The organism is Streptomyces sp. NPDC018610 (assembly GCF_044391765.1).
In the GTDB taxonomy this organism is placed as follows: Bacteria; Actinomycetota; Actinomycetes; order Streptomycetales; family Streptomycetaceae; genus Streptomyces.
In genome coordinates, this window is record NZ_JBISAL010000001.1 from 709,463 (window position 1) to 732,962 (window position 23,500).

General features: G+C 71.9%; 21 protein-coding genes. 10 read left to right on the plus strand and 11 right to left on the minus strand.

The window, feature by feature from the left end:
* The first annotated feature begins 197 nt into the window (after window positions 1-197).
* On the plus strand, window positions 198-1,283 hold the full coding sequence (locus ACH5A8_RS03180) for a chitinase (protein WP_398997336.1): 1,086 nt from the start codon (window positions 198-200) through the stop codon (window positions 1,281-1,283).
* A 159-nt stretch (window positions 1,284-1,442) separates the two neighbouring features.
* Here the strand turns inward: ACH5A8_RS03180 and ACH5A8_RS03185 are convergent, their stop codons facing one another.
* On the minus strand, window positions 1,443-2,825 hold the full coding sequence (locus ACH5A8_RS03185; RefSeq protein WP_398997338.1) for a glycine--tRNA ligase: 1,383 nt from the start codon (window positions 2,823-2,825) through the stop codon (window positions 1,443-1,445).
* A 239-nt stretch (window positions 2,826-3,064) separates the two neighbouring features.
* Here ACH5A8_RS03185 and ACH5A8_RS03190 point away from each other — a divergent pair, with 239 nt between their 5' ends.
* From ACH5A8_RS03190 to ACH5A8_RS03205, 4 genes are all read left to right on the plus strand, one after another.
* Complete coding sequence (locus tag ACH5A8_RS03190) at window positions 3,065-4,024, plus strand: metal ABC transporter substrate-binding protein (protein ID WP_398997341.1); 960 nt, start codon at window positions 3,065-3,067, stop codon at window positions 4,022-4,024.
* Between the two features lie 23 nt (window positions 4,025-4,047).
* Window positions 4,048-4,899, plus strand: a complete 852-nt coding sequence (locus ACH5A8_RS03195) for a metal ABC transporter ATP-binding protein (protein ID WP_398997343.1) — start codon at window positions 4,048-4,050, stop codon at window positions 4,897-4,899.
* On the plus strand, window positions 4,899-5,801 hold the full coding sequence (locus ACH5A8_RS03200) for a metal ABC transporter permease (RefSeq protein WP_398997345.1): 903 nt from the start codon (window positions 4,899-4,901) through the stop codon (window positions 5,799-5,801). The genes ACH5A8_RS03195 and ACH5A8_RS03200 overlap by 1 nt, the downstream gene beginning before the upstream one ends.
* 62 nt (window positions 5,802-5,863) lie before the next feature.
* Window positions 5,864-6,274 (plus strand): Fur family transcriptional regulator, encoded by a 411-nt coding sequence (locus ACH5A8_RS03205; protein ID WP_398997347.1) that lies wholly within the window; start codon window positions 5,864-5,866, stop codon window positions 6,272-6,274.
* 112 nt (window positions 6,275-6,386) lie between these two features.
* Here the strand turns inward: ACH5A8_RS03205 and ACH5A8_RS03210 are convergent, their stop codons facing one another.
* Window positions 6,387-7,226, minus strand: coding sequence for an isoprenyl transferase (locus tag ACH5A8_RS03210; RefSeq protein ID WP_398997348.1), 840 nt, complete (start codon window positions 7,224-7,226; stop codon window positions 6,387-6,389).
* Window positions 7,227-7,251: 25 nt separating this feature from the next.
* Complete coding sequence (recO, locus tag ACH5A8_RS03215; RefSeq protein WP_398997350.1) at window positions 7,252-7,998, minus strand: DNA repair protein RecO; 747 nt, start codon at window positions 7,996-7,998, stop codon at window positions 7,252-7,254.
* Window positions 7,999-8,277: 279 nt separating this feature from the next.
* On the opposite strand from recO, the gene ACH5A8_RS03220 reads away from it, so the two are divergent.
* Window positions 8,278-9,783 carry an alpha/beta hydrolase gene (locus ACH5A8_RS03220; RefSeq protein WP_398997352.1) on the plus strand — a complete coding sequence of 502 codons (1,506 nt, stop codon included), beginning with the start codon at window positions 8,278-8,280 and terminating at the stop codon, window positions 9,781-9,783.
* A 58-nt stretch (window positions 9,784-9,841) separates the two neighbouring features.
* Here ACH5A8_RS03220 and ACH5A8_RS03225 read toward each other — a convergent pair whose 3' ends face one another.
* The 6 genes from ACH5A8_RS03225 to ACH5A8_RS03250 all read right to left on the minus strand — a co-directional run bounded on the left by ACH5A8_RS03225 (window position 9,842) and on the right by ACH5A8_RS03250 (window position 16,811).
* Window positions 9,842-11,179, minus strand: coding sequence for a hypothetical protein (locus tag ACH5A8_RS03225; protein WP_398997354.1), 1,338 nt, complete (start codon window positions 11,177-11,179; stop codon window positions 9,842-9,844).
* Window positions 11,180-11,257: 78 nt separating this feature from the next.
* Window positions 11,258-12,280, minus strand: coding sequence for an SCO2521 family protein (locus tag ACH5A8_RS03230; protein WP_398997356.1), 1,023 nt, complete (start codon window positions 12,278-12,280; stop codon window positions 11,258-11,260).
* A gap of 1 nt (window position 12,281) precedes the next feature.
* Window positions 12,282-13,247 (minus strand): SCO2522 family protein, encoded by a 966-nt coding sequence (locus ACH5A8_RS03235; RefSeq protein ID WP_398997357.1) that lies wholly within the window; start codon window positions 13,245-13,247, stop codon window positions 12,282-12,284.
* Entirely contained in the window at window positions 13,244-14,161 is a 918-nt protein-coding gene (locus ACH5A8_RS03240) for an SCO2523 family variant P-loop protein (RefSeq protein WP_398997359.1), read from the minus strand. Before ACH5A8_RS03240 ends, ACH5A8_RS03235 begins: the two co-directional genes overlap by 4 nt.
* 3 nt (window positions 14,162-14,164) lie before the next feature.
* Window positions 14,165-16,009: an SCO2524 family protein gene (locus tag ACH5A8_RS03245; protein WP_398997361.1), complete on the minus strand. Its 1,845-nt coding sequence runs from the start codon at window positions 16,007-16,009 to the stop codon at window positions 14,165-14,167.
* Window positions 16,010-16,061: 52 nt separating this feature from the next.
* Window positions 16,062-16,811: an SCO2525 family SAM-dependent methyltransferase gene (locus ACH5A8_RS03250; RefSeq protein WP_398997363.1), complete on the minus strand. Its 750-nt coding sequence runs from the start codon at window positions 16,809-16,811 to the stop codon at window positions 16,062-16,064.
* A gap of 341 nt (window positions 16,812-17,152) precedes the next feature.
* Here ACH5A8_RS03250 and ACH5A8_RS03255 point away from each other — a divergent pair, with 341 nt between their 5' ends.
* Entirely contained in the window at window positions 17,153-17,701 is a 549-nt protein-coding gene (locus ACH5A8_RS03255) for a GNAT family N-acetyltransferase (protein WP_398997365.1), read from the plus strand.
* Between the two features lie 56 nt (window positions 17,702-17,757).
* Here the strand turns inward: ACH5A8_RS03255 and ACH5A8_RS03260 are convergent, their stop codons facing one another.
* Both ACH5A8_RS03260 and leuA read right to left on the minus strand, forming a co-directional pair.
* Entirely contained in the window at window positions 17,758-18,456 is a 699-nt protein-coding gene (locus ACH5A8_RS03260; protein ID WP_398997367.1) for a TerB family tellurite resistance protein, read from the minus strand.
* A 182-nt stretch (window positions 18,457-18,638) separates the two neighbouring features.
* Window positions 18,639-20,360 carry a 2-isopropylmalate synthase gene (leuA, locus tag ACH5A8_RS03265; RefSeq protein WP_398997369.1) on the minus strand — a complete coding sequence of 574 codons (1,722 nt, stop codon included), beginning with the start codon at window positions 20,358-20,360 and terminating at the stop codon, window positions 18,639-18,641.
* A gap of 375 nt (window positions 20,361-20,735) precedes the next feature.
* On the opposite strand from leuA, the gene ACH5A8_RS03270 reads away from it, so the two are divergent.
* The 3 genes from ACH5A8_RS03270 (at window position 20,736) to ACH5A8_RS03280 (ending at window position 23,486) form a co-directional block, all read left to right on the plus strand.
* Window positions 20,736-21,806: a M4 family metallopeptidase gene (locus ACH5A8_RS03270; protein WP_398997371.1), complete on the plus strand. Its 1,071-nt coding sequence runs from the start codon at window positions 20,736-20,738 to the stop codon at window positions 21,804-21,806.
* A 21-nt stretch (window positions 21,807-21,827) separates the two neighbouring features.
* A complete protein-coding gene (locus ACH5A8_RS03275) occupies window positions 21,828-22,094 on the plus strand; it encodes a protealysin inhibitor emfourin (RefSeq protein ID WP_398997373.1) in 267 nt (88 codons plus the stop codon).
* A 63-nt stretch (window positions 22,095-22,157) separates the two neighbouring features.
* A complete protein-coding gene (locus ACH5A8_RS03280) occupies window positions 22,158-23,486 on the plus strand; it encodes a GH1 family beta-glucosidase (RefSeq protein ID WP_398997375.1) in 1,329 nt (442 codons plus the stop codon).
* Window positions 23,487-23,500 lie beyond the last annotated feature (14 nt).

Sequence of the window (23,500 nt, forward strand, 5' to 3'; positions counted from 1 at the left end):
GGGGTGTCTCGGGAGGACGTGTACCCATCCTGGCATGACAGCTGACAGTTTTCAATATCTGTCATCTGTCATGTGTTATCGACGGTGCCCGCGCCAGCTGGTCCAGACCTCTTGACGAAAGGTCTGGACCATAGGAATGTCATGTCTGCGACATCACTGCCCCGATCCCTCACCGCACCCCCACCGGGAGGCTCCGCATGATCCGCCGCAGACTCCGTCTGCTCGCCGCCACCCTGGCGAGCGCCTGTCTCGCCCCGCTCGCGCTGGCCCTCGCGCCCGCCGCCTCGGCCGTCCCCGCCGGCGCCGCGCCCGCCGCGGCCGCGGCCGACACCTGCGCCGTGAAGTCGCGGCCCGCCGGCAAGGTCCTCCAGGGCTACTGGGAGAACTGGGACGGCTCCGCCAACGGCGTCCACCCGCCCTTCGGCTGGACCCCGATCACCGACTCCCGCATCGCCGCGCACGGCTACAACGTGCTGAACGCGGCCTTCCCGGTCATCCGCTCCGACGGGACGGCGCTGTGGGAGGACGGCATGGACACCGGCGTGAAGGTGCCCACGCCCGCCGAGATGTGCGCGGCCAAGGCGTCCGGGCAGACGATCCTGCTCTCCATCGGCGGCGCGACGGCCGGCATCGACCTGAGTTCGCAGACGGTGGCGGACCGGTTCGTGGCGACCGTCGTGCCGATCCTGAAGAAGTACAACTTCGACGGCATCGACATCGACATCGAGACCGGCCTGACCGGCAGCGGCAGCATCGGCCGGCTCTCCACCTCCCAGGCGAACCTGATCCGCGTCATCGACGGGATCCTCGCCCAGATGCCGTCGAACTTCGGCCTCACGATGGCCCCGGAGACCGCCTACGTCACCGGCGGCAGCATCGTCTACGGCTCGATCTGGGGCGCCTACCTGCCGATCATCAAGAAGTACGCCGACAACGGTCGCCTGTGGTGGCTCAACATGCAGTACTACAACGGCAGCATGTACGGCTGCTCCGGCGACTCGTACTCGGCCGGCACCGTGCAGGGCTTCACCGCCCAGACCGACTGCCTGAACAAGGGCCTGGTGGTCCAGGGCACCACGATCAAGGTGCCCTACGACAAGCAGGTCCCCGGCCTGCCGGCCCAGCCCGGCGCGGGCGGCGGCTACATGTCCCCGTCCCTGGTCTCCCAGGCCTGGAGCCACTTCGGCGGCTCCCTCAAGGGCCTGATGACCTGGTCGCTCAACTGGGACGGCTCGAAGAACTGGACCTTCGGCGACAACGTGAAGGCCCTCCAGGGCCGCTGACCGCCACCGGCCGGCAGCCCGCCCCCCGGGCCGCGCCGCACCGCCGGCCCGGCCGCCCCACGCAGACGCCCGCCCTCCGGCCGACCGAGTCGGCTGGAGGGCGGGCGAAGGACGCGGGTCCGGGGGCGCAGCCCCCGGTACGGCGTAGGCGACGGACCGTCAGCAGCCCACGAGCCGCTGCGCCAGGTACCCCTCGATCTGGTCGAGCGACACCCGCTCCTGCTTCATCGAGTCACGCTCGCGGACGGTGACCGCGTTGTCGTCCAGGGTGTCGAAGTCGACGGTCACGCAGTAAGGCGTGCCGATCTCGTCCTGACGGCGGTAGCGGCGGCCGATGGCGCCGGCGTCGTCGAACTCGATGTTCCAGTTCTGACGCAGCGTCTGGGCCAGGCCCTTGGCCTTCGGGGACAGCTCGGGGTTGCGGGACAGCGGCAGCACCGCGACCTTCACCGGGGCCAGCCGGTGGTCCAGGCGCAGCACCGTGCGCTTCTCCATCTTGCCCTTGGCGTTGGGCGCCTCGTCCTCGACGTAGGCGTCGAGCAGGAAGGCGAGCATCGCCCGGCCGACGCCGGCCGCGGGCTCGATGACGTACGGCGTCCAGCGCTCCTGGGCCTCCTGGTCGAAGTAGGAGAGGTCCTGGCCGGAGGCCTTGGCGTGGGCGCCGAGGTCGTAGTCGGTGCGGTTGGCGACACCCTCCAGCTCGCCCCACTCGCTGCCGCCGAACTGGAAGCGGTACTCGATGTCGGCGGTGCGCTTGGAGTAGTGGGAGAGCTTCTCCTTGGGGTGCTCGTACCAGCGCATGTTCTCTTCACGCAGGCCGAGACCGGTGTACCAGTTCCAGCGCTGCTCCATCCAGTACTCCTGCCACTGCTCGTCCTCGCCCGGCTTGACGAAGAACTCCATCTCCATCTGCTCGAACTCGCGGGTGCGGAAGATGAAGTTGCCCGGCGTGATCTCGTTGCGGAACGACTTGCCCATCTGGGCGATGCCGAACGGCGGCTTGCGGCGCGAGGTGGTCTGCACCTGGGCGAAGTTGGTGAAGATGCCCTGGGCGGTCTCCGGGCGCAGGTAGGCGACGGAGCCGGAGTCCTGGGTGGGGCCGAGGTGGGTGGAGAGCAGGCCCGAGAACTGCTTGGGCTCGGTGAACTGGCCCTTGTTGCCGCAGTTGGGGCAGTTGAGGTCGGCGAGGCCGTTCTCCGGGGCGTGCCCCTTCTTCTCCTCGTACGCCTCCTCCAGGTGGTCCGCGCGGAACCGCTTGTGACAGGCGGTGCACTCGGTCAGCGGGTCCGTGAAGGTGGCGACGTGACCGGAGGCCACCCAGACCTCGGGGGCCAGGATCACGGACGAGTCGATGCCGACCACGTCCTCGCGGGACGTCACCATGTAGCGCCACCACTGGCGCTTGAGGTTCTCCTTGAGCTCGACACCCAGCGGCCCGTAGTCCCAGGCGGCGCGCTGACCGCCGTAGATCTCACTGCAGGGGAATACGAAGCCACGGCGCTTGCTCAGGCTGACGATGGTGTCGATCTTGTCGGCGGCCACGGTGCTCTCTTCATTACGACGACGGTGACTGACTGGTGTGGCGCGAAGCGCCTCGATGGGGGGTGGTGGTCGGGAGACGGGCGGGCGAAGCGAGACGCTTCAGAGCGAATGCTTCAGAGTACCGGCGCAGGTCGCCCCTCAATCAAATCGGTGCCTGTTACGGGGCCTTCCGGAGTCCGTCCGGGACCTCTCGCCGAGCTTGTTGACAACGGTTTCCATTTTTGTTGAAAATGACTGTCATGAACGCACGACGACGCCTCATATCGGGGACCGCGGTCGCGGCCGTCGCCGCCCTCGGGCTCGGAACCCTGACCGCCTGCTCCTCCGCCGACGCCGCCGCCGGCAACACGGACAAGTACGACGTCGTCGCGTCGTTCTATCCGATGGCCTTCCTCGCCGAGCGGATCGGCGGCGACCACGTCCACGTCACCAGCCTCACCGAGCCCGGCCAGGAACCCCACGACCTGGAGATCAGCGCCCGGCAGACCGGGCAGCTCCAGGAGTCCGACGCCGTCCTCTACCTCAAGGGCCTCCAGCCCGCCGTCGACAAGGCCGTGGACCAGTCCGGCCCGAAGACGCGGATCGACGCCGCCGCCCTCACCACGCTGGAGGAGCACGGCAACGAGGTCGGCGGCCACGCCGCCGCCCGCGACACCCACGAGGGCGAGGAGAGCGGCGGCAAGGACCCGCACGTCTGGCTCGACCCGGTGCGCTACGCCCAGATCGCCGAGGGCGTCGGCAAGGCCTTCGAGAAGGGCGACCCGAAGCACGCCGCCGACTACCGCGCCAACACCGCCGCCCTCGTCGAGCGGCTCGACGACCTGGACAAGCGGTTCAGGGACGGCCTCGCCCACACCGGCACCAAGGTCTTCATCACCACGCACGCCGCCTTCGGCTACCTCGCCGAGCGCTACGGCCTGACCGAGGAGGCCATCAACGGCCTCGACCCCGAGTCGGAGCCGAGCATCGCCCGGATCAAGGACCTGGAGCGGATGGCGAAGGCCGACGGCGTCACCACCGTCTTCTACGAGACCCTCGTCAGCGACAGGACCGCCAGGACCGTCGCCCACGACGCCGGCCTGCGCACCGACGTCCTCGACCCGATCGAGGGCATCACGAAGAAGTCCCGCGGCACCGACTACCTCACGGTCCAGGAAGCCAACCTCAAGGCCCTGCGCCAGGCCCTGGGCGCCCGGTGAGGACGACGAAGGAGGACGACAGCATGGACGAGCCCGTCATATCCCTGCGCGGTGTCCGCGCCGACCTCGGCGGCCGGCCCGTACTGCGCGGCATCGACCTCACCGTCCGCCGCGGCGAGGTGGTCGCCCTGCTCGGCGCCAACGGCTCGGGCAAGTCCACGGCCGTGCGCACCGTCATCGGCCAGGTGCCGGCCGCCGCCGGCCAGATCGAGCTGTTCGGCACCCCCCGCGAACGCTTCCGGGACTGGGCACGGGTGGGCTACGTCCCGCAGCGCACCACCGCCGCCTCCGGCGTCACGGCCACCGTCAGCGAGATCGTCTCCTCCGGCCGGCTCGCCCGCACCCGCTTCGGCCTGTTCCGCAGGGCCGACCGGGAAGCCGTGCACCGGGCCCTGGAATCGGTCGGCATGGCCGACCGCGCCAAGGACTCCGCGTTCGCCCTCTCCGGCGGCCAGCAGCAGCGCGTCCTCATCGCCCGCGCCCTGGCCTGCGAACCCGAGCTGCTGATCATGGACGAGCCGATGGCCGGCGTCGACCTGGCCAGCCAGGGGGTCCTGGCCGACACCCTGCGCGACCAGCTCGCGGCCGGGGCGACGGTGCTGCTGGTCCTGCACGAACTCGGCCCGCTGGAACCGCTGATCGACCGGGCGGTCGTCCTGCGCGACGGCCGCGTCGTCCACGACGGACCGCCCCCGAAGGCCGCGGCCGGCACTCCCCCGGGCTCTCAGCCGCGTGCGAGCGGGGGAGACCCCCAGCCCGGCCACCACCACCCGTCGCCCACCACCGCCCTTGGCGGAGGTGCTTCGCACCACTGCCTCGATTCCCACGCCGCCGCCTCCGGCGCCGATCCGATCCGCACAGGACTGCTGAGCTGATGGAACTCCTGGACTACGCCTTCATGCAGCGGGCCCTGCTCGCCGCCGTCCTGGTCGGCGTCACCGGCCCCGCCATCGGCATCTACCTCGTGCAGCGCCGCCAGCCCCTGATGGGCGACGGCATCGGCCACGTCGCCATGACCGGCGTCGGCCTCGGCTTCCTGCTGAACACCTCGCCGGTATGGATGGCCACCGCGGTCTCCGCGCTCGGCGCGGTGCTGATGGAGCTCATCCGCTGGTACGGCCGCACCCGCGGCGACATCGCCCTCGCCATGCTCTTCTACGGCGGCATGGCCGGCGGCGTGATGTTCGTGAACCTGGCGCCGGGCGGCTCCAACGCCAACCTCAACTCCTACCTCTTCGGCTCACTGTCCACCGTCTCCCCCGAGGACGTGACGGCGATCTCCGTCCTGGCCGCGTTCGTCGTCGCGGTCACCCTCGGGCTGCGCCGCCAACTGTTCGCGGTCAGCCAGGACGAGGAGTTCGCACGGGTCACGGGGCTGCCCGTGCGCGCCCTGAACCTCCTCGTCGCCGTCACCGCCGCGGTCACCGTCACCGTCGCCATGCGGGTCGTCGGCCTGATCCTGGTCTCCGCTCTCATGGTCGTGCCCGTCGCCGCCGCCCAGCAGCTCACCCGCTCCTTCGCCGCCACCTTCGCGATCGCCGTCGCCCTCGGCATCGGGGCCACCGTCGGCGGCACCGTCACCTCGTACTACCAGTACGTGCCGCCCGGTCCGACGATCGTGCTGCTGACCATCGCCGCGTTCATCGCCCTCACCGCCCTCGCCGCCCCGCTCGCCCGCCGCCGCGCCCGGGCGCTCGCCGCCGCGCGGCCCGCCGGGGAGGCGGCCGAGTACGCGATTCCGGCCACCCGGGAGCCCTCCGACGGAGTCGGCGTCTGACCGCGCGCGGCCCGGGCTGGCACAATGGCCCCGGCAGGCGCAGCGGAATGAGGAGGCAACCGGTGACCACCGCAGGACCGCCCGTGAAGGGCCGCGCCACCCGGCAGCGCGCCGCTGTCGCCGCGGCCCTCGACGAGGTCGACGAGTTCCGCAGCGCCCAGGAGCTGCACGACATGCTCAAGCACAAGGGCGACTCCGTGGGCCTGACCACGGTCTACCGCACCCTGCAGTCCCTCGCCGACGCCGGCGAGGTCGACGTGCTGCGCACCTCCGACGGCGAGTCCGTCTACCGCCGCTGCTCCAGCGGCGAGCACCACCACCACCTCGTCTGCCGCGTCTGCGGCAAGGCCGTCGAGGTCGAGGGCCCGGCGGTGGAGAAGTGGGCCGAGGCGATCGCCGCGGAACACGGCTACGTCAACGTCGCCCACACGGTGGAGATCTTCGGCACCTGCGCGGACTGCTCCGCGGGCTGAGCCCGGACCGGTGAGCGCCGTCGGGGTGCTCGCCGGACGCGGGGTGCGGGTCCCCGGCGGGGGGCGCGCGATTCCCCGCGCCCCTTCCGGAGCGCGGGTCCCGGCATCGGCGTCAGCCCTCCTCGGAGCGGCCCTCCATCGCCAGCAGCTCCTCGTTCGGGATCGCGCCGCCGAAGCGGCGGTCACGGGAGGCGAACTCCAAGCACGCCCGCCACAGGTCGCGGCGGTCGAAGTCCGGCCACAGCACGTCCTGGAACACCATCTCGGCGTACGCGCTCTGCCACAACAGGTAGTTGGAGGTGCGCTGCTCGCCGCTCGGGCGCAGGAACAGATCCACGTCCGGCATGTCCGGGTAGTACAGGTACTTCTGGATGGTCTTCTCGCTGACCTTCGACGGGTCCAGGCGGCCCGCCGCCACGTCCTCGGCCATCGCCTTCGCCGCGTCCGCGAGCTCGGCCCGGCCGCCGTAGTTCATGCAGAAGTACAGCGTGAGCAGGTCGTTGCCCTTGGTCTGTTCCTGGGCGACCTGGAGCTCCTTGGCGACCGACTTCCACAGCCGGGGCATCCGGCCCACCCAGCGCACCCGGATGCCCAGCGCGTCGAGCTGGTCGCGGGTCTTGCGGATGAAGTCGCGGTTGAAGTTCATCAGGAAGCGCACCTCGTCGGGCGAGCGCTTCCAGTTCTCGGTGGAGAAGGCGTACAGGGAGATGTTGCGCACGCCGATCTCGATCGAGCCCTGGAGCACGTCCAGCACGCGTTCCGCGCCGACCTTGTGCCCCTCGGTGCGCGGCAGGCCCCGTTCCTTGGCCCAGCGCCCGTTGCCGTCCATGACGATCGCCACGTGCTCGGGAACCAGCTCGCCGGGGAGCTTCGGCGGCCTGGCGCCGGACGGATGCGGTTCCGGCGCCCTGTAATCGCGCCGCCGGCCCCCAAGGATCCCGCGTACGGCCATGTGCTCCTCGTCTCCCTCGTCTTGCTTACTTTTCCACGTACCGAAGGGAGCGCAGGCCGCGCTCCAGGTGCCAGTGGAGATAGGCGGACACCAGCCCGCTGCCCTCCCGCACGTACCGCGGCTCGCAGGCGTCCGCGGTCGCCCAGTCCCCGGTGAGCAGCGCGCCGAGCAGGGCGAGCGTCTGCGGCGAGGGTACGACACTGCCGGGCACCCGGCAGTCGACGCAGACCGAGCCGCCGGAGGCCACCGAGAAGAACCGGTTGGGCCCGGGCATCCCGCACCGGGCGCAGTCGCCGAAGCTCGGCGCGTAGCCGTTGACGGCGAGCGAGCGCAGCAGGAACGCGTCCAGGACGAGGTGCGGGGCGTGCTCGCCCCGGGCCAGCGTGCGCAGGGCGCCCACCAGCAGCAGGTACTGCTGCACCGCCGGCTCGCCCTCATGGTCGGTGAAGCGCTCGGCGGTCTCCAGCATGGCGGTGCCGGCGGTGTAGCGGGCGTAGTCCGTGACGATCCCGCCGCCGTACGGCGCGATGGTCTCGCTCTGCGTGCACAGCGGCAGCCCGCGCCCGATCAGCTCGCCGCCCCGCGCGAAGAACTGCACGTCCACGTGCGAGAACGGTTCGAGCCTGGCCCCGAACTTCGACTTCGTCCGCCGCACCCCCCGGGCCACCGCCCGCACCCGCCCGTGCCCGCGCGTGAGCAGGGTGATGATGCGGTCGGCCTCGCCGAGCTTCTGGGTGCGCAGCACGATGCCGTCGTCCCGGAACAGGCTCATCGCACACCCCCGCGGCCGGCCGCCCGGGGGTGCGGGGACCGTCCCCCGGGCGAGCACGGCATGCCGCGGTCCGCCGCACCCGGCTTCTGGGTGCGCGGCGCGATGCCGTCGTCGCGGAACAGGCTCATACGCCCATTGTCGCGTACGCCGCCATGCCCCCGGACCACTCCCGAGCACGGAGCGTGCCACCGTCCCTAGGGGATCCCGGGGGTAAACCCCCTGAAAAACCAGGCAGTTGCCCGGATGCCATGGGCGGTCCCGATCGGTGAAGCTCGTCACATGACGCACTCCACACGCACTCGCACCCGCCGCACCGCCGCCCTCGCCGGCGTCTGCGCCGTCGTCCTCGGCCTCACCGCGCCCGCCACCGCATCCGCATCCGCATCCGCATCCACTGATCACGGCGCCCTCGCCTGGACGAAGTGCGCGGGCGCGACCGCCGACCCGCGTCAGCAGTGCGCCACCCTCCAGGTCCCCATGGACTACGCGGACCCGCACAGCCCGCTCATCGACATCGCCGTCTCGCGCATCCCGAGCGAGAACCCGGCCGCTCGGCGCGGGGCGCTCCTGCTGATCCCGGGCGGACCCGGCAACACCAGCCTCGACGACCCCTCCGGCAAGGGACAGAAGCTGCCTCAGGAGGTGCGCGACGCCTACGACCTGATCGGCTTCGCCCCGCGCGGCCTCGCCCCCTCCACCGCCGTGGACTGCGGGCTTGACCACGCCGACCTCGCCACCTCCCGGCTGCGCCCCTGGCCGGCCCCGGACGGCTCGATCGACGACAACATGACCACCGCGCGCCGCACGGCCGACGCCTGCGCACGCAACGGCGGCCCGCTGATCCAGCACCTGACCACCGCGAACGAGGCCCGCGACATCGACCGCATCCGGGCCGCCCTCGGCGAGCGGAGGATCTCCGCGTGGGGGGTGTCGTACGGGACGTACGTCGGAGCCGTCTACAGCCAGCTGTTCCCGCGGCACACCGACCGGATCGTCCTGGACAGCAACGACAACCCCGACCCCGACCGCGTCAACCGCGCCTGGCTCGCCGCGTACGAGCAGGGCGTGGAGGACGTCTTCCCCGACTTCGCCGCCTGGGCCGCCGAGCCCGGCAACCCCTACCGCCTGGCCGAGCGGGCCGCCGACGTGCGGCCGCTGTTCCTGGGGCTCGCCGCCCGCCTCGACCGGGAACCGATCCCCTGGCCCGGCGCCAACCCGGAGGAGCTGAACGGTGACGTGCTGCGCCAGACCATGCTGGACAGCCTCTACGCGCCGAGCAAGTACCCGGCCCTCGCGAAGCTGATACTGGCCGCGCGGCAGGGCACGGTGCCGCCCGCCCCCGCGAACCCGCCGGAGGCCGTGCTGCAGAACGTCACCGCCGTCGCCGCCGCCACCCTGTGCGACGACGTCGCCTGGCCGCGCGGCGCCGCCGCGTACGAGAAGGACGTCGCCGAGAGCCGCGCGAAGTTCCCGCTGACCGCGGGCATGCCGCGCAACGCGATGCTCTGCGCCGCCTGGCCCTACGCGCCGAAGGAGGCGCCGGTGCGCATCACGGGCGAGGGGCCGGCCAACGTCCTGCTGGTGCAGAACAAGCACGATGTCGCCACCCCGCTCAGCGGCGCGCTGAAGCTGCGCGAGGCGCTCGGCGGCCGCGCGGTCATGGTGACCGTGAACTCCACCGGCCACGACGCCTACCTCGCCAACGGCAACGCCTGCGGCGACCGGGTCGTCTCCCGCTTCCTGGCGAGCGGGCAGCGGCCGAAGACGGATCTGTACTGCCGCTGAGCCGTCCGGTGACCCGCACCGCCGCCGCGACGCACGGTGCGCGTCCGGCGCGGCCGGTTCAGCCCCGGTCCACCATCCAGGTGCCGTCCTCCTCGTCGTCGACGCGCACCTCCAGCTCGCGCACGCCCATGCCGGCGTCCCACAGCTCCCGGAAGCGCTTCATCCGGTCCTGGACGTGGTCCTGGCGGGCGATGAGCCGGGTGCGGACGTTGACGTCGCGCAGGTCCTGGTCGATCTCGAACGACGCCTCCTCGTCGTAGACGATGAAGTCGTTGGTGGTGCCGCGCTGCAGGTGCGGCGGCAGCTCGGGCAGGACCGCGACGCGCACCTCGATGCGCAGCAGTTCCTGCTCCTCGCACAGCCGCAGCAGCCGGTCGTCGAGCTCGCGGGCGCTCTCCAGCAGGAACACCCGGCGCACCGACACCCCGCGCTCCTCGATGGCCTCGTGCTGCGCCTGGAGATAGCGGCTGGCCGGCTCGCTGTTCCAGAACTCCCGGTCGACGGAGGTGCTGGTGGCGCAGACGGACTGCTCGGCGGCGCGGGTCAGGGAGAGCATCCAGTCGTGGTTCTCGCCGGGGCACTCCGCGCTCAGGTTGGTGAGGTCGGTCATGTGTCCGACCACCCGCTTCATCTCCAGGCGGACGAACGTGTAGAGGATCGGCGGCTGGGGCGCCAGCACCTCGGCGAAGCTCTTGGCCAGTTCGGGCACGCTGTCGATGCGGACCCGCTCCGGTCCCGGGTAGGGCTCGGCGGAGCGCTCCACCTCGGCGAACCGGGTCTCCACCAGCTGCCGGATGTTCTCCGCGTGCCGGGTGAGCCCGGCCCGCAGCTCCTCCGACTGCCGGTCCAGGCCGCCGCGCAGCTCCTCGGACTGGCGGGCCAGCCCGGTCCGCAGTTCCTCGTCGTGCCGGTCCAGGCCGCCGCGCAGCTCCTCGGACTGGCGGGCCAGCCCGGTCCGCAGTTCCTCGTCGTGCCGGTCCAGGCCGCCGCGCAGCGCGTTGGCGGTCTCGGTCAGCAGGCTCCGCGTGTGCCGGGCGTGCTCCTCCACCCGCCGGTCGAGGCCGAGGACGTGCTGGACGATCACCGCGGCGGCGGCGCAGAGCACCGCGGTCGCCGACTGCCGGACCAGCGCGGTGTCCGGGCTCAGTAACGCGGTGACACCCCAGGCGAGGCCGCCGAGTACGGCGCCGGCCGTCACCCGGCGGGCCCACAGGGAGGGCGCCGGGCGGTCCGGGCGTCCGTCGGCGGTCCTGGCCGTCAGGGCCGCCCGGAGGCCGCCGCGGGCGCCGGACGGCGGCGGCGCGCCCGGCGTGGCGGGGGCGGGCGCGCCGGCCGCGCGGGCCGTGGCCGGTGTGCCCGCCGTCTCCTCGGGCTGGGGTGTCTGTGCCGTGCTCATCTCGCTGTCTCCCCCCGTTGGGATACGCGTCGGATCGGGATGCGGGGACGTGCGTGGGGGTTCTGGTCGGGCGTCCGGTCAGGGAACCGGCTCCACCTCCCGGTGCGGCGCGGGAACGGCGTGCAGGGCGAGCTGGTCGCGGATGCGCTGGACCAGCGTCTGCCACTGCCGGGTGAAGCCGGGCCGCTCCTCCAGCGCCTCCCACAGCGGGGCCAGTTCCCCGGCCACCCGGGCCCGCGGCATCCACAGGTGCAGCAAGTGGTCGACGGCGGGGCGGAGCGTGGCCAGGACGGCGGGACGGTCCCGCGCCCCGGGTCTGCTTCGGGCCGGCGGCGCACCGGAGCCCAGGGCGATGCCGTCGAGCATGCGGACCAGGGTGGTCAGCAGCCAGTCGTGCAGGGCGAGGTCGTCGCAGAGCCCGGCGATCTCGGCGCTGTCGGTGCCCTCGGGGACCCTCAGCCGTACGGTGCGCAGCTCGTCCTCGGCGAGGGTGAACCGCTCGATGGCGGGGCCGGAGCCCGGGTGCGCGGGCAGCGCGGCCCAGCGCAGCCGGGTGGGGCGGGAGCGCAGCGGCGGGCAGTGGTCGAGCAGGGGATGGCGCAGCAGCCGGGTGAGCAGCCCGCCGGCGATGAGCCCGACGTCGAGGTCGCCGTGCCGGCCGCCGTCGAGGACGCCCTGGGCGACCGCCTCGTGGGGCAGCTTCCCGAACGGCTCGACCAGCGCGGGCCGCACCAGGTAGTGGCCCCACGGCTGCCGCTGGTCGGGGCCGGTGGCGGGGACGCGGAAGTGGGCGGAGGTCTGCAGGACGCGGCCCTCGGTGAGCACGGCCCGGGCGGCGACCGTGCCGACCGCGCGGACGCGGGCGCCGTTGGCGCTGGGCAGCGGGCAGTCGACGCCGGTGAGGGTGTCGGGCGAGCGGGCGTAGAGGTTGGGGCGCTCGGAGAGCAGGACGCGTTCGTCGGCGCGCACTCCGAGGAGCTGGGCGGCGGCGCGGCTGTCGAGCGCCTGCCGGGTGGGCAGCAGGCAGGTGCGGACCTCGCCGCAGGCGAGCACGGCGGGCGGTGCGCTCCCCTCGCGTCCCGGCCTCCCCTCCCGTGCCATGTCAGGGCCCCGCGTAGAAGACGTAGGAGACGCGGTCGGCGACCGAGTCGGGCACGGCGACGGCCTCGCGGGAGGAGCGTTCGGCGACCTGGCCCAGCGCCCCCGCGTCCACCTCGATCTGGTCGAGGACGACGCGGACGGCGTGCTCGACGGGCAGGAACCGGGTGGGCAGCACCGAGCAGGTGCGGTAGGCCGCGAACGGGTCGGCGCGGGGGTTGAGCCGGACCAGCGAGGGCAGCTCGTCCCAGTCGTCGGGGAAGGTGTCGCCGGTGTGCGGGTGGGGGGTGAGGACGGGCTCGCCCTCGTTGCGCAGCAGGCCGAGGCGGGCGAGCTGCCAGACGGCGGCGAGGAAGGGGCAGGACCAGGTGCGGCGCCCCTCGGCGTCCTCGCTCCACAGTTCGACGTCGAGGAAGACGGAGTGACGGCGGGCGGCGGTCTCCTTGGGCGGCTGCCAGGCGGCGGCCGTCTTCATCGCCTGCGGGGCGCGGGCCACGGGGCTGCGCTCGCCGTTGGCCAGCCATCCGGTCTGCGCGGCGGGCGGACGGTTGCCGTAGCTGCCGGGCGGCGGGGACTCGACGATGCGGCCGGCCACGGCCTGGGCGACGGGCGCCTTGCCGGTGACGGCGCAGCCGGACTCGCGGGCCAGGTAGTCGATGACGAGTCCGGCCCGGTCGGCCTCGGCGAGCAGCAGCGGGACGAGTTCGCGGGGGCTGGAGAAGCGGGTGAAGTAGTCGTCGACCAGGAAGCAGGTGCTGATGCGGGGGCGGCGGCCGCCGGTGCGGGCCGCGGCGGCGGCGCGGGCGGCCACCGCCCAGGGGCGGACCTGGGCGAAGTGCTCGCGCAGCCGGTGCGGTCCGGCCTCGAAGTCCTCCATGTAGAGGTGTCCCAGCTCCAGGGAGAGGTGGGACAGCGGCACCGACTGGGTGCGTGGTTCGGCGGTGGTCTCGCGGAACACTGCCTCCGTCATGGCCGCCCCCAGTACGAGTCGTCCGTCAGCCGCAGGGCGATCTCCTCCAGGGCCTCCAGGGTCTCCTTGTTGGCTATCTGGGTGGAGAGCACGTCCTCCTCGGTGATCAGCTGTTCGCGCCACTGGAGGATCGGTTCCAGGGGCACGATGCCGAGGACGACGCTGTCGCCGATGCGGTGCTCGGCGGCGAGCCGGCGCAGCGCCTCGTCGCAGGCCTGCATCCAGGCGGCCTGGGCGGGCGAGCCCTGCGCCCACAGCGGTGACTCCGGGTCGGGCACGGCGGCCCGTACGAAGCGGATCGCGGCACGCAGCGCGTCCTCGTCGTGCCCGCGTTCCACGCCGCCCTTGATGATGCCGTGTTCCTTGTGGACCAGTCCGGCGGCGGCGATCACGTGCTGGCGGGTCCAGCGGTGGAAGACCAGCCAGCGGAAGGGCACGTTGCGCATCCGGGGGTGGGCGGTGGCCGCCAGGACCATGTCGACGGCGTAGCTGCGGCCGGCGCTGAGGTCCACCACGATCACGTCGAACTCGCCGTTGAGCCGCAGCAGCAGGTCGATGCACCGCTCCAAGGCCTCCTCGCCGGTGGCGAACTCGCCGCCGCCGGCGTCGCCGGGGAGCAGGACCAGGCGGCCGGACTGGTTGGGCCGGGTGCGCAGCAGCGGGTGCTCGGTCTGACGCCAGACGTCGATCCTGGCCGGCTCGGCGACCTCGCCCTCCAGGTAGGAGTGCAGTCCGCGTTCCTCGGTGCCGCGCATCGCGCCGGGCACGTCGAAGACGGCCGCGGCGGTCGGCGAGCCGAAGTCGAAGTCGACGTAGGCGACGTGGTCGCCGGTGAGGGCGCGCTGGTAGGCCAGGTTGGCGCTGGTCACCGAGCGGCCCGTGCCTCCCTTGTCGGAGGCGGCGAAGACGAGCACGGCTCACACCTCCTGCGCCGCGGCGCCCCTGGCCTGGGCCAGGGTGTCGAGTTCCTGGAGCACGGGCAGGGCGAGCGCGAAGGCGGTGGCGGGCCGCTCGTCGACGAGGCCGCGGGCGTGGTCGAGCCGGTTCTCGATGCTGCGCATGGTCCGGCCCCGGCTGCCGTCGGCGCCCGCGGACGCCTCCAGCTGCTCCTTGCCGAACAGGTGGGTCGCCTCGCTGAGCAGGTCCCGGGCCAGCTGGGCGAGCTCGGGGCTGCGGATGGGCTGTTGCTCGTAGAGGTTGCGGGCGGCGACGAGGCACTCGGTGAGACGTTCGGTGATGCTCCAGGACAGGCGTGGGCCGGCGCCGCGCGCCTCGGGGTAGACGGCCCGTACGTCGTCCCAGAGTTCGAGTCCGTCGCCCTCCTCGATGCGCCGGTCCCACAGGTGTTCGAAGGTCTGCTCGGCGAGTCGCAGCAGGCGGTCCTGTGCGTCGATGTTGCGGGAGAGGGCCGCGAGCTGGACCGTCCGCTTGAGGAGCTGGGCGGAGAAGTCGGTCATCCGCCACAGCAGCAGTCCGCCGGAGCGGTCGGAGCCGGCGAGCGGCATGGTGACGCCCGGGCTGTGCAGCCGGACGGTGGGGTCCTCCTTGGTCATCCGGCTGGTGACCCGGCCGCGGTCGGCCAGGCGCTCCATGATGGCGACGGTGCGGGTGAGGTCGTCGTCGGTCGCCTTCCGCCGGACCAGGTCGTGCACGAGGATGGCCGCCACGGTCAGGGAGAAGTACTCGGACTCCAGGCGCAGTCCGGTGGTCTGCCAGGGCAGGTCCTCCAGGGGCCAGCGTTCGGCGCCGAAGCGGGCGACGGCCGACCAGTACTGCTGGCTCAGCTCCCAGCGCAGGCGCAGCGCCTCGGCGAGTTTCTGCTGGTCGGCGTCGAGCAGGCCCAGGGTGAGGGTGCGCTCGGAGAACAGGTCCTGGATGCCGTCGAGGGCGACGACGGTGAAGTACACGTAGGGCAGCCGGTCGGCGATGCCGTCGGGCTGGCCGGGGACCTGGACGTCGAGGTCGGTGACCTTGGGCGCGTCCTGCACCACGCCCCAGGCCCAGCCGCACTCGAAGAGCTGACTCTCGTCGCGGATGCTCTCGTCGACCTGGATGCCGCGGGTGAGGCTTTCGATGATCGTGGCGCGCAGCGGGCGGAAGCGGCGGGAGAACTGCTGGAGGACGGCCCGGTCGGACTGCCGGTTCTGCCCGATGACCTGGATCAGCCGCCTGCCCTGTTCGGACTCGGCGTCGAAGACGTTCACGGTGAAGGAGCGCAGCAGGCTGATCATCGCGGCGGTCAGCCGGATGTTGGTGGCCTCGCGCAGTTCCACGACCGCCCGGCGCACCTCGGGGCGGGTCGTGGTGCCCTCGTAGACCTTGAGGAAGCCGAGGGTGGCGAGGCAGAGCGTGACGGACATGGAGTACGAGTCCACCACACCCAACTGCGCCTGCTCATGCGTGAGTTCGGTCTTGGGATCGGAGGGTTTGAAGTAGTGGCCGCCGGCGAAGGTGGGGCTGTCGTCCGGGCCGGTGTGGGTGCGCATGAACTGGGTCAGCGCGGTGATCAGGTTGGGCGGGATCTCCAGCCGGCTGCCGATCCCCTCCAGGGCGCGCAGGACGTCCCGCTCAGTGGTGTCGGGCTGGTCGAGGCGGAAGGCGGGGACCTCGGTGGCGGGGTACAGCAGACAGAGCAGCCGCTCGGCGTCCGCGACGCTGCTCAGCCCGTCGGTGTCCCCCCAGACGAGCTTTCCGTCGTCGAACGAATGACGGGCCGTGGCCCGCCAGATGTCCAGCAGATGCTGCCGTGGCTTGATCTGCATCCCCGCACCCCTCGTACAGATCTCGTTGCCTGTCCAGACATGGTCCCCGCTCCTAGGGGACGGCAACCTCCGAATTGCGCCGTCCCAGGGCGAGGAGCATTCCCTCGTGTCCCGGCCGCACCACGTGGTCCAGATCGTGGATCTCCAGCTCCGCGCTGTACGGTCCCAGGCTCTCGGCGGCCCGGTCCTTGTTCACCCGGTAGGCCGGGTAACGGTGTTCGCCCACGTCGTATCCGATCGATTCCTTCATGAACGCGACGGCGAACGGCGCCCCCTCGTCGAGGGCGTTCATGAAGCAGGCGACGCCCCGCTGGAACTCCTCGGGGCACTCGGACATGGAATCGGCGACGAAGAACATCGTCCCGATGTCCCAGCGCCGCTGCCCGTCGAGGTCGAAGAGGTTGGCCCGCTCCACGCGGACGATCTCGCCCACCCGGCTCCTGGGCTCGACGTCCCGGTAGGCCGGGCCCTCCTTGAGCACGTCCCAGAACGCGTCCCACGCCGCGTCGAAGCCCTTCGGCGAGGCCTGCCGCTCCAGGTACTCGACGTTCGGCCGGGCGTACTCCAGCAGGAGGACCTTCGCGCACCAGGGAAGCATGGACAGCGCGGGATAGAGGTTCGCGCCGGCCCCCACGTCCACGCCGCGCAGCGAACGCGGCGCGACGCCCTCCAGGCAGCGGCCGAAGAAATCGCGCAGCGACCGCACGATCTGGAGGTCGGCCTCCAGCGGCGTGCGGTAATTGTTGTCGACGTACACCTCTGGATCGAACTTCGACCAAGGTGCGTCAGCGTTGCGATCCATAGTCACCCTGCCGCGTTCCGTTCGTCTTCCGAGCAAGTCCGTGTGCCGTGTTCCGCGAGCCCTGTGGACGTCGGCAGATGAAGCGGCAACGTCGTTCCCCGCACGGTAGGCCCACACAGGGACCACAGACAGCCGGGAATTCGCCAGTCCCCATGTGCAGGGGGCACTCAGGCGCACGTCAGCACACCTGGGCGCACACACTAACTCGCCCTTGCACACGCGGAGTTGGGCGGCCCACTCTAGTCAGAACGGGCCATCGGACGCCACAGGAACCCGGCCTTGTCCGCGGGTGACGCCGCGGCCCGTCTAGTTGACGCCCGCACGTCCGACTGGGGGGTGGCATGACAGCCGAGCCACTGGAACGATCTCTGGACCGCCACGAGCAGCTCACGGCGCAGGCGCCGTTCCCGGACCCCCGGCCGCCCGTCCTGCGCACGGCACGGCAGTCCGACCTGCCCGAACTGCAGCGACTGGACGAGGAGGTCTTCCAGGAGGTCGCCTATCCCGGGTTCCTGCTGCGCCAGCTCTTCGACATGTACGCGGAGCACTTCCTGGTCCTCGACGACGGCACGGGCCGTCTGCGCGGATACGTGCTGGCCGGCACCACGGCGCTCGACCGCGACAGCTGGATCCTCGGCCTGTGCGTGACCCACGACCGGCGCCGCAACGGGCTGGGCCGGGAGCTGATGGTCGAGGTCCTCGACCGGCTGCGGCGCAGCGGGATCGAGCAGGTCAGGCTCACCGTGGAGCCCGCCAACCGCGCCGCGATCCTGCTCTACCGCTCGCTGGGCTTCCGGCCCGAGGAGCCCGACGAGGGTCTGCGCCGGGACTACTTCGGCCCCGGCATGGACCGCCGGGTGATGCGCCTGGAGCTGGCCGGGGGCCGCTGAGAGGGCCGTCCGGCACCGGTTCTCCCGCCGGTTCCCCGCAGGCGGCCGGCGAGGGCTCAGGAGGGCGTCCGCGCCGCCGCCAGCAGCCGGGTCACGTCGTCCCCGCAGATGGTCAGGGCCGCCCCGACGGTGGCGAGCGCGTCGCGTTCGGCGGGGGTGTAGGGGCCGTCGGCCAGGGCGACGCGGGCCGCCTGGAGCAGGATCGACTCGCGGCCGGCGGCGGCCAGGTGCGGGGCCAGCGGGTCCAGGGCCTCGTGCAGCTCTATGGCCAGGCCCGTGGCGCAGGGCTGGTCCTCGTACACCCGTCCGGTGTCCGCGGCCAGCGCCTCCACCAGGGCGGCCAGCTGCTCCTCGGAGCAGTCGGCGAAGCCGGCGGCGCGCACGTTGGCCGCCGCGGTCTCCAGCGCCGTACGGGAACCGGCGCCGCCCGCGCAGAGCACGGCGAGGGCGACGGTGTGCACGGCGTCGCGCAGCATCGCCGAGAAGCGGGTGGTGGTCGGGTGGTCCAGCACGTCGGTGCCGAAGTGCCCCCGGCAGGCGGCGCACTCGACGACCGGTCCGGCCCCGCCGCGCGGCAGCACCGGCACCCCGAGGACGGCGAAGCGCCGCCGTCCGCTGAGGCGCTGGTAGTTGCGGTCGCCGCCGCAGCCGGGGCAGAAGAACTCGCCGTCGCCGACGGGCGTCCACGAGGTACGGGTGCCCAGAATGCGGGCATACCCGGTGGCACGGCCGTTTCGTCCCCGTACTGGCAGCACGTCGCACCTCCGTAACCACGCGGCAACATCGCCGCGCTGGCGTGATGTTAGCCACATAGGTGAGGCTGAGTCAGTACCCCGGACGAGACCTTTCCGTGACCTGGCCGGTAACCGACGCCGGAAAAACGGGCCCCGGCCGCCCATGGAGACGGCCGGGGCCCGGAAAACGCCGGTCAGCGTGGTCAGCGCGCCGCGCGGTTGACGGCCGACACGACCGCCTTCAGCGACGCACGTGTCGTGTTCGCATCGATGCCGATGCCCCACAGGACCTTGTCCTCGATCGCGCATTCGATGTAGGACGCGGCCTGCGCGGAGGCGCCCTCGCTCATCGTGTGCTCCTGGTAGTCCAGCAGGCGTACGTCCACGCCGATGGACTGCAGGGCGTCGAAGAACGCGGAGATCGGTCCGTTGCCGGAGCCGGTCAGGACGGTGTCCTCGCCGTCGACCTGGGCCTCGACGGTGAGGCTGTCCACGCCGTCGGTGTCGGTGGTCGACTGGCCCGTCTTGACCTGGATGCGGCCCCACGGGTTGTCCGGGTTGGGCAGGTACTCGTCCTGGAAGACCGACCAGATCTCCTTGGGCGTGACCTCGCCGCCCTCGGCGTCCGTCTTGGCCTGGATGATCTTCGAGAACTCGATCTGCATCCGGCGCGGCAGGTCCAGCTTGTGGTCGTTCTTCAGGACGTAGGCGATGCCGCCCTTGCCGGACTGCGAGTTGACGCGGATGACGGCCTCGTAGGAGCGGCCGACGTCCTTGGGGTCGATGGGCAGGTACGGCACCGCCCACTCGATGTCGTCGACCGTGACGCCCTTGGCCCTCGCGTCGGCCTCCATGGCGTCGAAGCCCTTCTTGATGGCGTCCTGGTGGGAGCCGGAGAAGGACGTGTAGACCAGGTCGCCCACGTACGGGTGGCGCGGGTGGACCTCCATCTGGTTGCAGTACTCCCAGGTACGACGGATCTCGTCGATGTCGGAGAAGTCGATCTGCGGGTCGACGCCCTGCGAGAACAGGTTCATGCCCAGGGTGACCAGGTCGACGTTGCCGGTGCGCTCGCCCTGCCCGAACAGGCAGCCCTCGACGCGGTCGGCGCCGGCCATGACCGCCAGCTCGGCGGCCGCCACGGCCGTGCCGCGGTCGTTGTGCGGGTGCACGGACAGGCAGACGTGCTCGCGACGCGACAGGTTGCGGTGCATCCACTCGAAGCGGTCCGCGTGCGTGGAGGGCGCCGAACGCTCCACCGTGGCGGGCAGGTTGAGGATGATCTCGCGGCCCGGGCCCGGCTGGTAGACGTCCATGACCGCCTCGCAGACCTCCAGCGCGAAGTCCAGCTCGGTGTCGGTGAAGATCTCGGGGCTGTACTGGTAGCCGAATTCCGTCTCGGGGCCCAGCAGCTTCTCGGCGTACTCCACCACCAGGCGGGTGCCGTCGACGGCGATCTGCTTGATGTCCTCCTTGGAGCCGCGGAAGACGACCCGGCGGAAGACCGGCGCGGTGGCGTTGTACAGGTGGACGGTGGCCCGCCTGGCGCCCTTCAGCGACTCCACGGTCCGCTCGATCAGGTCCTCGCGGGCCTGGGTCAGCACGGAGATCGTGACGTCGTCCGGGATCGCGCCCTCCTCCTCGATGATGGAGCGCACGAAGTCGTAGTCGGTCTGGCCGGAGGCCGGGAAGCCGACCTCGATCTCCTTGTAGCCCATCTTGACCAGCAGGTCGAACATCGCGCGCTTGCGGGCGGGCGACATCGGGTCGATCAGGGCCTGGTTGCCGTCGCGCAGATCGGTGGAGAGCCAGCGGGGGGCGGCGGTGATCCGCTTCTCGGGCCAGGTGCGGTCGGGGATGTCGACCTGCTCGTAGCGGCCGTACTTGTGGACCGGCATGGGGCTGGGCTGCTGGCGGTTGACCATGGTTGCGTGGGCTCCTCGGGAAGTCCGCGGGTGCGGGCCGGAACGGCGGCCGACGGCGCAACGCCAGACTCCGCGGGGAGGGGGTCGGCCTCGACTACAGGCCCTCGCCGCGGCAGCTAAGGAGAAGCAGCCCGAAACGCATGATGCTTCGCACCTTAGCCGAGCCGCTCGGGATGCGCGGGCCTCGTCCAGTATGCGAAACCGAGGGGACGAATCGGACAAAACGTGTGCGAGGTCACCCCGCCGTCCGCTGATGTCACTCCACGCAACCACCCTTTACCCTGCGCGCCCACGCCACAACCGCATTGACCCGGTATTTCACCAATCAAGGTTGCAGGTAGTGACATTGACGTCACACAGTGCAATGGTCGAAGCATGACGACTCACGGGGGCCACGAGCCCGTCTTCTGCACCATCGTCCCGCCGCACGTCCTCGACCGCCTCGCCCGGCACGAGGACCCCGCGCTCCACGGACCCGCGCGCCGCACCCTCCAGCGCGACGCCATGGAGCGCACCCGCCGCCACCTGACCACCGTCGTCGGCGCCGCCGCCGTCACCCCGCCCGCCGGCAAACAGGCCGGGCAGCCGCACCGCACCGTCTACGACGCCGGGCACGGCACCGACCTGCCCGGCCGCGAGGTGCGCTCGGAGGGCCGGCAGCCCGGCAAGGACGCCAGCGTCAACCGCGCCTACTCCGGCCTCGGCGCCACGTTCGAGCTGTACCTGAAGGCCTACGAGCGCGACTCCATCGACGGTCGCGGCCTGCCGCTGGACGCGTCCGTGCACTACGACGAGAAGTACAACAACGCCTTCTGGAACGGCGAGCAGATGGTGTTCGGCGACGGCGACGGCGAGATCTTCCTCGACTTCACCATCCCGGTGGACGTCATCGGCCACGAGTTGACGCACGGCGTCACCCAGCACACCGCCAACCTGGAGTACCAGGGCCAGTCCGGCGCGCTCAACGAGTCGGTCTCCGACGTCTTCGGCTCGCTGATCAAGCAGTACACGCTCGGCCAGACCGCCGCCGAGGCCGACTGGCTCATCGGCGCCGGCCTGCTCGCCCCGCGCGTCACCGGAAAGGCGCTGCGCTCCATGAAGGCGCCCGGCACCGCCTACGACGACGACGTGCTCGGCAAGGACCCGCAGCCGGCCACCATGGACCACTACGTCCACACCGGCGGCGACAACGGCGGCGTGCACATCAACTCCGGCATCCCCAACCACGCCTTCTACCTGGCCGCCACCGCGCTCGGCGGCCACGCCTGGGAGAAGGCGGGCCAGGTCTGGTACGACGTGCTGACCGGCGGCAAGCTCAAGTCGGACGCCCTCTTCGCCGACTTCGCGACGCTCACCGTCAAGGCCGCGCGGGAGCGGTTCGGCGCGGGCGACGAACTCCAGGCCGTGAAGAAGGCCTGGGAGCAGGTAGGGGTGCGGACGCTGTGAATCCGTACTAGACACGGGGCCATGCGTATTCAGGTACGGCGTACGGGCGGGTTCGCGGGCATCGAGCGACGCGCCGAGGTGGACACCACGGGACGGTCCGACGCCCACGAGTGGCAGTCCCTGGCCGACAAGGTGCTGGCCGCGGGGCAGCAGGCGCCGCGGCCCGTGGTCCCGGACGGCTTCAGCTACGAGATCACCGTGGACGACCGGACGATCCGCGCCTCCGACCCCCACCTCACCGACGACCAACGGGAACTGATCTCCCGGGTGCTCAAGGAAGGAGCATGACCACTCACCCCCTGCGGTGCACGGGCGTTGACTTCCCTCGCCGGGGATGCGGATGATCCGCGCATGGCCACTGACGCAGCCGCCTCGTCCGCCCCTCTCCCCCGGTTCCCGGACGGGTTCCTGTGGGGGGTGTCCACCTCGGCGCACCAGATCGAGGGCGCGGCCGACGAGCGCGAGCCGTCCGTGTGGGACGTCTTCTCCGCCGGGCCGGGGCGGATCAAGGACGGTTCCACGGCGGCGGTGGCGTGCGACCACGTCCGCCGCCACCGGGAGGACGTGGCCCTGCTGGCCGGGCTCGGCGTGGACGCCTACCGCTTCTCCGTCTCCTGGCCGAGGGTCGCCTCCCCGGGCGGGCTCGACTTCTACGACCGTCTCGTGGACGACCTGTGCGCGGCCGGGGTGCGTCCCGTCCCCACCCTCTTCCACTGGGACCTGCCGGCCCGGCTGGACTGGCGGGAGCGGGACACGGCGGCGCGGTTCGCGCGGTACGTGTCGCAGGTCGCCGGGCGGCTGGGCGACCGCGTCACCAAGTGGATCACCCTGAACGAGCCGGCCGAGCACACGCTGCTCGGACACGCCCTGGGCGTGCACGCCCCCGGCGAGCGGCTCCTCTTCGACGCGCTGCCGGTCGCCCACCACCAGCTCCTCGCCCACGGCCTCGCGGTGCGGGCGCTGCGCGCGGCCGGGGCCCGGGACATCGGCATCGCCAACTCCCACGGCCCGACCTGGCCGGCCTCGCGGGAGGCCGACGACGTGGCGGCGGCGGACTTCTACGACACGCTGCTGAACCGTCTGTTCGCCGACCCGCTGCTGCTCGGGCACTATCCGGCCGGGCTCGGCGAGCTGATGCCGGGCGACGTCGAGGCGGACCTGGAGATCATCGCGGAGCCGCTGGACTGGTACGGGATCAACTACTACGCCCCCGCCCGCGTGGGCGCCCCGCAGGGCGACGAGTCGGACCACGGCGGGGTGCGGATCCCCGCCGGAATGCCCTTCTCGCTGCGCGGGATCGAGGGGTACCCGGTCACGGACTTCGGCTGGCCGGTCGTGCCGGAGGGGCTGACGGAGCTGCTGACCGGCTTCCGCGACCGCTACGGCGACCGCCTCCCGCCGGTCGTCGTCACCGAGAACGGCTGCTCCTACGAGGGCCTGGACGACCAGGACCGCATCGCCTACCTCGACGGCCACCTGCGCGCCCTGCACCGGGCGCTGGAGGCGGGCGTCGACGTGCGCGGGTACTTCGTGTGGTCGCTGCTGGACAACTGGGAGTGGGCGGAGGGGTACGCCCGCCGCTTCGGCCTGGTCCACGTCGACCGCACGACCCTGGAGCGGACGCCGAAGGCTTCCTACGCGTGGCTGCGAGGGGCGCTGCGGGAGCAGCGGCGGGGATGAGGCGGGCCCGCGCC

Bases quoted from the DNA above. Each gene is read 5' to 3' on its own strand.
- ACH5A8_RS03180 (WP_398997336.1), top strand. From the start codon at position 198: ATGATCCGCCGCAGACTCCGTCTGCTCGCCGCCACCCTGGCGAGCGCC.
- ACH5A8_RS03190 (WP_398997341.1), top strand. From the start codon at position 3,065: ATGAACGCACGACGACGCCTCATATCGGGGACCGCGGTCGCGGCCGTC.
- ACH5A8_RS03195 (WP_398997343.1), top strand. From the start codon at position 4,048: ATGGACGAGCCCGTCATATCCCTGCGCGGTGTCCGCGCCGACCTCGGC.
- ACH5A8_RS03200 (WP_398997345.1), top strand. From the start codon at position 4,899: ATGGAACTCCTGGACTACGCCTTCATGCAGCGGGCCCTGCTCGCCGCC.
- ACH5A8_RS03210 (WP_398997348.1), bottom strand. From the start codon at position 7,226: ATGGCCGTACGCGGGATCCTTGGGGGCCGGCGGCGCGATTACAGGGCG.
- recO (WP_398997350.1), bottom strand. From the start codon at position 7,998: ATGAGCCTGTTCCGGGACGACGGCATCGTGCTGCGCACCCAGAAGCTC.
- ACH5A8_RS03220 (WP_398997352.1), top strand. From the start codon at position 8,278: ATGACGCACTCCACACGCACTCGCACCCGCCGCACCGCCGCCCTCGCC.
- ACH5A8_RS03225 (WP_398997354.1), bottom strand. From the start codon at position 11,179: ATGAGCACGGCACAGACACCCCAGCCCGAGGAGACGGCGGGCACACCG.
- ACH5A8_RS03230 (WP_398997356.1), bottom strand. From the start codon at position 12,280: ATGGCACGGGAGGGGAGGCCGGGACGCGAGGGGAGCGCACCGCCCGCC.
- ACH5A8_RS03235 (WP_398997357.1), bottom strand. From the start codon at position 13,247: ATGACGGAGGCAGTGTTCCGCGAGACCACCGCCGAACCACGCACCCAG.
- ACH5A8_RS03245 (WP_398997361.1), bottom strand. From the start codon at position 16,009: ATGCAGATCAAGCCACGGCAGCATCTGCTGGACATCTGGCGGGCCACG.
- ACH5A8_RS03250 (WP_398997363.1), bottom strand. From the start codon at position 16,811: ATGGATCGCAACGCTGACGCACCTTGGTCGAAGTTCGATCCAGAGGTG.
- ACH5A8_RS03255 (WP_398997365.1), top strand. From the start codon at position 17,153: ATGACAGCCGAGCCACTGGAACGATCTCTGGACCGCCACGAGCAGCTC.
- leuA (WP_398997369.1), bottom strand. From the start codon at position 20,360: ATGGTCAACCGCCAGCAGCCCAGCCCCATGCCGGTCCACAAGTACGGC.
- ACH5A8_RS03270 (WP_398997371.1), top strand. From the start codon at position 20,736: ATGACGACTCACGGGGGCCACGAGCCCGTCTTCTGCACCATCGTCCCG.
- ACH5A8_RS03275 (WP_398997373.1), top strand. From the start codon at position 21,828: ATGCGTATTCAGGTACGGCGTACGGGCGGGTTCGCGGGCATCGAGCGA.
- ACH5A8_RS03280 (WP_398997375.1), top strand. From the start codon at position 22,158: ATGGCCACTGACGCAGCCGCCTCGTCCGCCCCTCTCCCCCGGTTCCCG.